Here is an 8,171-nt window from a genome sequence, read left to right as displayed (position 1 = left end):
GGCCACATCACGGAACTAGACATCGTCGGCGACCCGATCATCACCGTGCGTCCCGACGCCTTCCGGCGCCTTCTGTTCAACCTCGTCTCCAACGCCGCACGGCACGGTGACCGGATCGAGATCAACGCGAACCACGAGACGCGCTGGCTCATCCTCAACGTGGACGATGACGGCCCCGGCATTCCGCAGGATCTGCGCGAGGAGGTCTTCAAGCCCTTCGTGCGCCTCGACGAAGCCCGCAATCAGGACGAAGGCGGATCGGGATTAGGCCTCGCCATTGCTCGCGACATCGCACGTTCTCACGGCGGCGACATCATGCTGAGTGAAAGCCCACTCGGAGGGCTGCGCGCAACGGTGCGGTTGCCGGCTTGAATTTCATTCCAGTGTCATCCCCGCGCAGGCATCCATAACCGCGACGGGCAGAGTAAAAGCACTTCGCCCGGGATAGCATTACTCTGCACTCACAGTGTTTATAGATTCCCGCCTGCGCGGGAATGACAGGGAGAGGTGCACGTGCTTCATTCTGCATACGATCCCGGCTCGGCTGCGCCGTCCGGGATGACACTAGAGACACAACAAACAATTGCTCAGAACAACCGCCCGCCGATCGGCACCTCGCGATCGGGGCGAATGAGCATCACGTCGCCATTCGCATCCGGTACGCCGAGAGTGAGCACTTCCGACATGAAGGGGCCGATCTGGCGCGGCGGGAAGTTGACGACGGCCAGCACTTCGGTGCCCACAAGCTCATCGATTTTGTGATTCACCGTGATCTGCACGGACGAGCGCTTGGTGCCGATATCAGAACCGAAATCGATGGTCAGCTTGTAGGCGGGCTTGCGCGCCTGCGGAAACGGTTCGGCGGCGACGATGCGGCCGACGCGGATATCGACTTTGAGAAAATCGTCGAACGTGATGGTCGCTGCGTTTGATTGTGACTGATCCATGATACCCCCTTGATCAATATATTCAGATGGCTGCCGCGGGATTATCCGCATCGCCGCTCTCCGTGGGCTTCTCCTCGCGTCTGCGCGGACGGCGGCCCTCCACGAAGGCGCGGCCGATGGCGCGCAACGGCGCGGTCAGGCGACGGAAATCTTCCGCGCCTTCGACCACGCGCTCGCCACGACGCAACTCGCGATCGAGGCTGGCCATGGTGCGCGCCAGCGCCGGATCGTCATCGTCGAGCCATGTGCGCATGGTCCTGGAATAGACGGCGACCATGCCCTGAAGCTTCAGCGTGCCAAGCGGCCCTTCCGTATTAATCCCCGCAGCCGCGAGCATGAAGCGCATGGAATTCACCGCGACCTGATGCAATGCCGCAAGCGACAGCGGATCGTAGCGCAGTTCGCGGAAAATGCGCCGCAAGGCCGGCTTGTAGGGTTCGAGCGCATCGAGGCGACGCATGATCACATCGAAGATGCGTTCGCGCGCAGGTTCGCCCGCGAGATCGTCGGTGGTTTCCCCCAGCACCTGACGGTCGATCACGCGCGAGAGGCCTCCGAGCACCGCGCCCTTGGAGGGAAAGAGATCGCGGAACTCCGCGAGCGACACGCCGGCTGTCTGCGCGATGTCGCCGAGCTCGATTTCATTCCACGGTCGCGTCGCCGCCAGATTCATCAGAGCGTCGATGATGGCTCTGCGCTTATCAGACGGGGCATCCGCCATGACATCTCTCCTTGAAATGATCGTTGAAGGCGTAATCTAGGCGCTCTTCACGCCACGGCCATGGCATCAGCCGGAGAGTTCCCCAGCACGCCGCTTTGCCGCAGCCACCGCATCGCGCATCAACGCCTTCATGCCGTTCGGCTCGGCCATGAGAACTTCAAGCGCCGCCGCCGTCGTACCGCCGGGCGAGGTCACGTTCTGGCGCAGGGTGCCGGGCGGAAGATCGCTTTGGAAGAGAAGTTCGCCTGCACCCGTCACCGTGGCGCGCGCAAGGCGCTCCGCCAGATCGCGCGGCAACCCTGCCGCAGCACCCGCTTCAGCAAGGCACTCGACGAGGTGGAACACATAAGCCGGACCTGAGCCGGATACGGCGGTCACCGCATCGATGAGATCTTCCGACGAGACCCATTCCACGATGCCGTTGCTTGAAAGCAGCGCATCGGCCATGCGGCGCTGCTTGTCGCTCACCTCGGCATTGGTTGCGGCGCCGGTTGCACCGCGTCCGATGCTGGCGGGCAGGTTCGGCATGGCACGGATGATGGCCGAGGCAGAGGGCAGGCGCGTCTTCAGGTCGCCGATGGTCTTGCCTGCGAGGATCGAGATGATGAGCGTCTGAGGCCCAAGATAGCGATTGAGATCTTGTGCTGCCGTATCGAGCATCTGCGGCTTGATGGCGAGCACGAGCACATCGGCAGGGGAAACGCTGGCGGGATTGAGCGCGATGCCCTTGTCGGAACAGAAGCGCACCATCTCATCGGAGGGGCGCGGATCGACGACGATCACGCCCTTCGGATTCACACCGACCTTGAGCCAGCCCTCCAGCATGGAACCRCCCATTTTGCCGGCGCCGACCAGGATGAGAGATGACGGCAGATCGTGAGATTGAGGCGACATGAGCACTTCCCGAAGCATGGATGAGGTTTTGGCCGCATCATCCATACTCCGCCCTGCCCTGTCGAGGCAGGCCTTGGCTTTTCAGTGCTTCGGATGCTGCGGTGGCGGGCTTTTAAGCCTCGCCCTCGGTTTCGAACAGCACGCTGTCGAGCGCCTCGCGGGCCGACTTGCCGGCCCAGATCACGAACTGGAAGGCCTGGAAATAGCGCTCGCAGGCTTCAACCGCGACCCGCAGCATGGTCTCGCATTGACCTTGGGTCGGGTCGGCGCCGCCCGCCAGGAGCAGGGCGTGACGGAACATGACCACGTTCTCCGTGCTCCACAGGTCGAAATGGCCGACCCAAAGCTGCTCGTTGATGAGGGAGATGAGCTGGAGAACCTCCTGCCGCCGCCGCTCGGGCACCTTCAGGTCGAAGGCGCAGGCCACGTGCAAGGCCTCCACATCCTCGATCCAGGTGAAGGCGATGTCGTAATCGGCCCAGCGCCCGGCGACGGAAATCGACATTTCGTCGGCTTCCGCACGATCGAAGCTCCAATGCCGGTGTGAAGCTATCCGCTCGACAATGTCGAGTGGATGTTCCAGGCGATCGATTTCGATGTGATGCTGAGACATGTCGATCCAAGAAGCTCGATTGCCTGAATATGGTAAACAGAAGCAGGCAATATCGTTTCGTTAACCCAAGCTTTATTTGAAAAAGCTTCCTGAATACGTGAAGGCACTCAGGATTCTTGTCACTTCCGGCTCGAATCAGCTCATGAATCACAGTCTTAGATTTTAGCCGCGCTCACAATGCGCCATCCGAACCTGTCCACAACAGGAGGGTCCCGCTGGAAGCAGGGCCGTATCCCGCCAGGATCAGGCTGCGGGGGATTTTTTGCCGGCCAGCTTCTCCTCGAGAGCCTTGAGGCGGGCTTCCAGCCGCTCGTTCTCCTCGCGGGCGGCGATCACCATCTCGCGCAACACCTCCACCTCCTCGCGGGTGGCGACATCCATATCCTTGATCAGGCGCTCGAACTGGCTGCGGACCACGGTCTCGACCTCCCGGCGCACACCCTGCGCGGCGCCGGCGGCGTCCGTGGCGAAGCGGGCGAGTTCATCGAAGATCCGGTTGGAGGATTGGGTCATGTGTGCAGTCCGTACCATTTTAAGGAGCGCGAGGCCCGGGTGAGCCAGATGTGGTCTTAAAATCCCGAAACTGCAACAGGGTTGACGATCAGTCCCCACCGGGTCCAATGGCAGGGCGTTCATTCAAGGCCAGACATGCCTCTCTCCTTCCCAATCCTCGACCCCATCGCCTTCTCCATCGGCCCCTTCGCCATCCGCTGGTACGCTCTGGCCTATGTGGCCGGCCTCCTCGGCGGCTGGTTCTATGCCAAGCGCCTTGCCGCCAAGACGGAGCTCTGGACGCCCCTGCGCCAGCCCAAGCCCACGGACATCGACGATCTCATCGTCTGGGTGGCGCTCGGCGTCGTGCTGGGCGGACGGGTGGGCTACGTGCTGTTCTATAACCTCCACACCTATCTGCAGAACCCGCTGGAAATGCTCGCGATCTGGCGCGGCGGCATGTCGTTTCACGGCGGCTTCCTGGGCGCCGTGTTCGCCATCGTTCTCTTCGCCCGGCGGCGCGATCTCAATGCGCTGGCGATGCTCGACATGGCGGCCGTCGTCACGCCCATCGGCCTGTTCTTCGGGCGCATCGCCAATTTCATCAATGGCGAGCTGTGGGGGCGGCCCGCGCCGGATTTTCCCTATGCGGTGGTGTTTCCTCATGCGGGCCCAGAGCCCCGGCACCCGAGCCAGCTTTATGAAGCGTTCGGCGAGGGGCTGATCCTCTTCATCGTCATGGCAATCGCTGCCCGCATATTCGGCTTCAGGCGGCCCGGCCTGCTCGGGGGCATCTTCGTGCTAGGCTATGCCATCGCGCGGATCGTCTGCGAGTTTTTCCGCGAACCCGATGCGCAGCTCGGCTTCCTCTTCGGCTCCTCGGTCCAGGCCCTGAGCGGCGGCATCACCATGGGGATGGTGCTCTCCGTGCCCATGGCCCTCGTCGGCGCGGCCGTGATCGTCCTTGCCGTGCGGGGCTACACCCGGCCCGCAAAGACAGTCGAGGCGGCATGAGGAAGCTCGCGGATCATGTGCGCGAGCTGATCGCCCTCGAGGGGCCGATCACGGTCGAGCGCTACATGAGCCTGTGCCTTCAGCACTACTACACCAGCCGCGACCCCTTGGGCTCGGCCGGCGACTTCACGACCTCTCCCGAGATCAGCCAGATGTTCGGGGAGCTGATCGGCCTCTGGATGCTGGAGGTCTGGAACGGCATGGGGCGCCCTGCTCCCGTGCATCTCGTCGAGCTGGGGCCGGGACGCGGCACGCTCATGGCGGATCTTTTGCGCGCCGCACGGCTCCTGCCTGATTTCGCCAAAGCCGTGCAGGTGCATCTCGTTGAGACGAGCCCATCCTTGAGGCAGCGCCAGCAGGCCGCCCTCGCCTCCTCGGGCCATGACATTCACTGGCATGAGAGCGTGGACGACCTGCCGCCTGGCCCGACACTGATCGTCGCCAACGAGTTCTTCGATGCGCTACCCGTGCGCCAATTCCTCGCGACCGATCGCGGCTGGTGCGAGCGGCTGGTGGGGCTCGACGGTGAACTCTTGATCTTCGGCCTGCGCCCCGAGCCGGAACCGGCCCTCGGCAATCCTCTGAGCGAGGGCGATATCCTCGAATGGCCCGGCGCGTCGCTGGACATCATGCAGGTTCTGTTGCGCAAGCTCGCCCGCGACACGGGTGCCGCGCTCGTCATCGATTACGGCTATTGGGGCCCTGCCTTCGGCGACACGTTGCAGGCGCTCAAGGATCACAAGCCGGTCGATGTTCTGGACGAACCGGGTGAGGCCGACCTTACCACCCATGTGGATTTTCATCGGCTCGCGCAGGCCGCTGCATCGGAGGGGCTGCGCATTCACGGGCTCGGCACGCAGGGCGATTTTCTGCTGGCTCTCGGCATCGACGCGCGTGCCGCATCCCTCAAGAACCGCGCCACGCCGGAGCAGGCCGCCGATATCGACAGCGCTCTCGCCCGCCTCACCGAGCGCGGCGCGACAGGCATGGGTGAGCTGTTTAAGGTTTTAGCCGTTACACATGAATCCATCGAGGCCGTTCCCGGCCTGCCGCATCTCCCCGCATCCTCATAAAACTCCGAAGCCGCCATGTTCATCGAAGCTCCCGCCCTTACCGATCTCCCCAAGATCCGCCACGCCTTCTTCACGCGGCAGGGCGGCGTGTCGGAGGGCATCTATGCGTCGCTCAACGGCGGCATCGGCTCGTCGGATAATGCAGAGCACGTGAAGGAAAACCGCCGCCGCATGGCCGAGACGGTAGATGTTGCGCCCGATGCGCTGATCAGCGTGTATCAGGTGCACTCACCCGATGCGGCGCTCGTGGAAGGCCCGTGGCGTTCCGAGCGCCCCAAGGCGGATGCCATGGTGACGAAGACGCCCGGTCTCGCGCTTGCCATCACGACGGCAGATTGCGGCCCGGTGTTGTTTGCCGATCATGAGGCAGGCGTCATCGGCGCGGCCCATGCGGGCTGGCGCGGCGCGGTGACGGGCGTGCTCGAAGCGACCCTCGACGCCATGGAGCAGCTGGGCGCAGACCGCAGCCGCACCGTCGCGGTTCTCGGCCCGACGATCAGCCAGAAGGCCTATGAGGTCGGCCCCGAATTCGTCGCGCGCTTTGCCGAGGAAGCACCGGGACACGAGCATTTCTTCCGCCCCTCCGAGACGCCGGACCATGCCATGTTCGACCTGCCCGGCTTCATCGGCGCGCGGCTGAAGGCTGCCGGTGTGGGCAGCTTCACCAATCTCGATCTATGCACCTATTCCGACGAGGAACGGTTCTTCAGCTATCGCCGCACCACCCATCGCAAGGAGCCCGATTACGGGCGCTTGATCTCGGCGATCGCGCTTACTCCTTGATACCCGCCACGTCGGGCGTTTCCCAGGCGAGATGCTGGCCGCCATCGACGGCGATCATCTGGCCCGTAACGCTGCGCGCGTTGGCGAGATAGACCACCGCTTCCGCGATCTCCTCCGGCGTGCCACCATGCCCGAGGAGAACCGCATTCGCCTGCTTGGCGAAATCCTCATCGCCCTGGCGCTCGTTCGAGAGCGTCGGCCCAGGTCCGATGGCATTCACGCGGATGCGCGGCGCGAGCGCCTGGGCCATGGTCTGCGTGGCGCTGAACAGAGCCGCCTTCGTCAGCGTGTAGGAGAAGAATTGCGGCGTGAGCTTCCAGACGCGCTGATCGACGATGTTGACGATAGAGCCTTCGCGATCGGACGGCAGCTGGCGTGCAAAGTCGCGTGCGAGGAAAGCCGGAGCGCGCAGGTTGACGGCGAAATGCCGGTCCCAGCGCTCGGTCGTGAGCGTCTCCACCTCATCCGGCTCGAACTCCGACGCATTGTTGACGAGAAGCGTCAACGGGCCACCCAGCGCACGCACGGCGTCGTCGACGATCCGGTCGACGGCTGAGGCATCGGCGAGATCGGCATGTACAATGACAGCCTTGCCGCCCGCCCCGCGGATGCGCACGGCCATCTCCTCCGCGGTGTCCGAAGACCGGCGGCAGTGAATCGCGACGGCATATCCGTCACGGGCAAGACGCTCGACAATGCTGCGCCCGATTCTCTTGGCTCCGCCTGTAACAAGAGCACTTTTGTGCATTTATTCATCCTTTGTATTGTAATCACGTATCAGTTATAGAGTACCTTGCCAAGAAAAAGACATTTTTTCGCCTGCTTCCGTGAACTAACTGCCGAGTTATACGTTGGAGTCTCCAGCGAGGCCGCAAGGGGAAACATGCACGCATCGCCACATTACCGCCACAGTACCTTTCGGTGCTGTGTTCGTGATGTCACAGACCTCGACAGGTTGTCGCTCTATAAACGGATAGTACCCAGCGTAATCCAGGACCGCCATGGACCAGGCGGGTACGAAATCGATAAGGAAAGAGAAACCATGAAGAAAATTCTCCTCGCCAGCGTAGCCCTGTTCGGCTTCGCCGGAGCTGCTTCGGCTGCTGATCTGCCCATGCGCGCAGCTCCTCCGGCCCCGATCATCGCGGCTGCCCCGATCTTCACCTGGACCGGCTTCTACGTCGGTGTGAACGCTGGCTACGGCTGGCACAATGACGACAACAACGCTGCCGTCTTCGTTCCGGGCGGCGCGGTTGGCGTGGGCTCGCCCGCTGGCACCATCACCTTCGGCGACAGCGAAGGCGACGGCTTCGTCGGCGGCGGTCAGATCGGTTACAACTACCAGATCGGTTCCTTCGTCGTCGGTGTTGAAGCCGACCTTCAGTGGGCTGACCTCGGTGGCGACAACGGCACGGCCATCTATCCGGCTGCTTGGAATGCCTACGCGTTCCGTCCGGCCGGTGTTGCCGGCGGCGTTGATTGGTTCGGCACCGTCCGCGCTCGCGCCGGTGTGGCCTTCGACCGCGCCCWCATCTACGCCACCGGCGGTTTCGCTTACGGCGGCGGTGACGACAACAACGACTTCTTCTCCAACAGCGACGACACCCGTACGGGTTGGACGCTCGGTGCAGGCA

The 8,171-nt window shown here is 63.2% G+C and carries 11 protein-coding genes; 5 read left to right on the top strand and 6 right to left on the bottom strand.

Annotation, left to right across the window (positions count from 1 at the left end):
• Window positions 1-372, top strand: a 372-nt coding sequence (locus tag ACXJKO_RS27640; protein WP_457094250.1) for a sensor histidine kinase, incomplete at its 5' end; no start/stop codon positions are given.
• 215 nt (window positions 373-587) lie between these two features.
• Here the strand turns inward: ACXJKO_RS27640 and ACXJKO_RS27635 are convergent.
• The 5 genes from ACXJKO_RS27635 to ACXJKO_RS27615 form a co-directional block, all read right to left on the bottom strand.
• Window positions 588-947, bottom strand: coding sequence for a tRNA-binding protein (locus ACXJKO_RS27635; protein WP_457094249.1), 360 nt, complete (start codon window positions 945-947; stop codon window positions 588-590).
• 22 nt (window positions 948-969) lie between these two features.
• Window positions 970-1,668, bottom strand: a complete 699-nt coding sequence (locus ACXJKO_RS27630) for a TetR/AcrR family transcriptional regulator (RefSeq protein ID WP_457094248.1) — start codon at window positions 1,666-1,668, stop codon at window positions 970-972.
• Window positions 1,669-1,734: 66 nt separating this feature from the next.
• Window positions 1,735-2,562: a pyrroline-5-carboxylate reductase gene (gene proC / locus ACXJKO_RS27625; protein WP_457094247.1), complete on the bottom strand. Its 828-nt coding sequence runs from the start codon at window positions 2,560-2,562 to the stop codon at window positions 1,735-1,737.
• Between the two features lie 112 nt (window positions 2,563-2,674).
• The gene (locus ACXJKO_RS27620; RefSeq protein ID WP_457094246.1) at window positions 2,675-3,175 is read right to left on the bottom strand and encodes a YbjN domain-containing protein; all 501 of its coding nucleotides are present in this window, start codon (window positions 3,173-3,175) and stop codon (window positions 2,675-2,677) included.
• A 243-nt stretch (window positions 3,176-3,418) separates the two neighbouring features.
• Window positions 3,419-3,688, bottom strand: a complete 270-nt coding sequence (locus ACXJKO_RS27615; protein WP_457094245.1) for an accessory factor UbiK family protein — start codon at window positions 3,686-3,688, stop codon at window positions 3,419-3,421.
• Window positions 3,689-3,823: 135 nt separating this feature from the next.
• On the opposite strand from ACXJKO_RS27615, the gene lgt reads away from it, so the two are divergent.
• From lgt to pgeF, 3 genes are read left to right on the top strand one after another with little or no spacing between them, the layout of a single operon-like run.
• Complete coding sequence (gene lgt / locus ACXJKO_RS27610; protein ID WP_457094244.1) at window positions 3,824-4,681, top strand: prolipoprotein diacylglyceryl transferase; 858 nt, start codon at window positions 3,824-3,826, stop codon at window positions 4,679-4,681.
• The gene (locus ACXJKO_RS27605; RefSeq protein WP_457094243.1) at window positions 4,678-5,754 is read left to right on the top strand and encodes a class I SAM-dependent methyltransferase; all 1,077 of its coding nucleotides are present in this window, start codon (window positions 4,678-4,680) and stop codon (window positions 5,752-5,754) included. The genes lgt and ACXJKO_RS27605 overlap by 4 nt, the downstream gene beginning before the upstream one ends.
• A 15-nt stretch (window positions 5,755-5,769) precedes the next feature.
• Window positions 5,770-6,537: a peptidoglycan editing factor PgeF gene (gene pgeF / locus ACXJKO_RS27600; protein ID WP_457094242.1), complete on the top strand. Its 768-nt coding sequence runs from the start codon at window positions 5,770-5,772 to the stop codon at window positions 6,535-6,537.
• On the opposite strand, the gene ACXJKO_RS27595 is transcribed toward pgeF, so the two are convergent.
• Window positions 6,527-7,285, bottom strand: a complete 759-nt coding sequence (locus ACXJKO_RS27595) for an SDR family oxidoreductase (RefSeq protein ID WP_457094241.1) — start codon at window positions 7,283-7,285, stop codon at window positions 6,527-6,529. The two genes, pgeF and ACXJKO_RS27595, sit on opposite strands and share 11 nt — an antisense overlap.
• Before the next feature lie 294 nt (window positions 7,286-7,579).
• Between ACXJKO_RS27595 and ACXJKO_RS27590 the strand changes: the two genes are divergently transcribed.
• Window positions 7,580-8,171: outer membrane protein (locus ACXJKO_RS27590; protein WP_457094240.1), on the top strand; the 592-nt coding region annotated here is incomplete at its 3' end.

This window comes from Microvirga sp. P5_D2 (genome assembly GCF_054049475.1).
This window is presented reverse-complemented; position numbering and strand designations above follow the sequence as displayed.

Excerpts from the sequence above, each read along its gene's own strand:
- ACXJKO_RS27635 (WP_457094249.1), bottom strand. The coding sequence starts at position 947 with ATGGATCAGTCACAATCAAACGCAGCGACCATCACGTTCGACGATTTT.
- ACXJKO_RS27630 (WP_457094248.1), bottom strand. The coding sequence starts at position 1,668 with ATGGCGGATGCCCCGTCTGATAAGCGCAGAGCCATCATCGACGCTCTG.
- ACXJKO_RS27620 (WP_457094246.1), bottom strand. The coding sequence starts at position 3,175 with ATGTCTCAGCATCACATCGAAATCGATCGCCTGGAACATCCACTCGAC.
- ACXJKO_RS27615 (WP_457094245.1), bottom strand. The coding sequence starts at position 3,688 with ATGACCCAATCCTCCAACCGGATCTTCGATGAACTCGCCCGCTTCGCC.
- lgt (WP_457094244.1), top strand. The coding sequence starts at position 3,824 with ATGCCTCTCTCCTTCCCAATCCTCGACCCCATCGCCTTCTCCATCGGC.
- ACXJKO_RS27605 (WP_457094243.1), top strand. The coding sequence starts at position 4,678 with ATGAGGAAGCTCGCGGATCATGTGCGCGAGCTGATCGCCCTCGAGGGG.
- pgeF (WP_457094242.1), top strand. The coding sequence starts at position 5,770 with ATGTTCATCGAAGCTCCCGCCCTTACCGATCTCCCCAAGATCCGCCAC.
- ACXJKO_RS27595 (WP_457094241.1), bottom strand. The coding sequence starts at position 7,285 with ATGCACAAAAGTGCTCTTGTTACAGGCGGAGCCAAGAGAATCGGGCGC.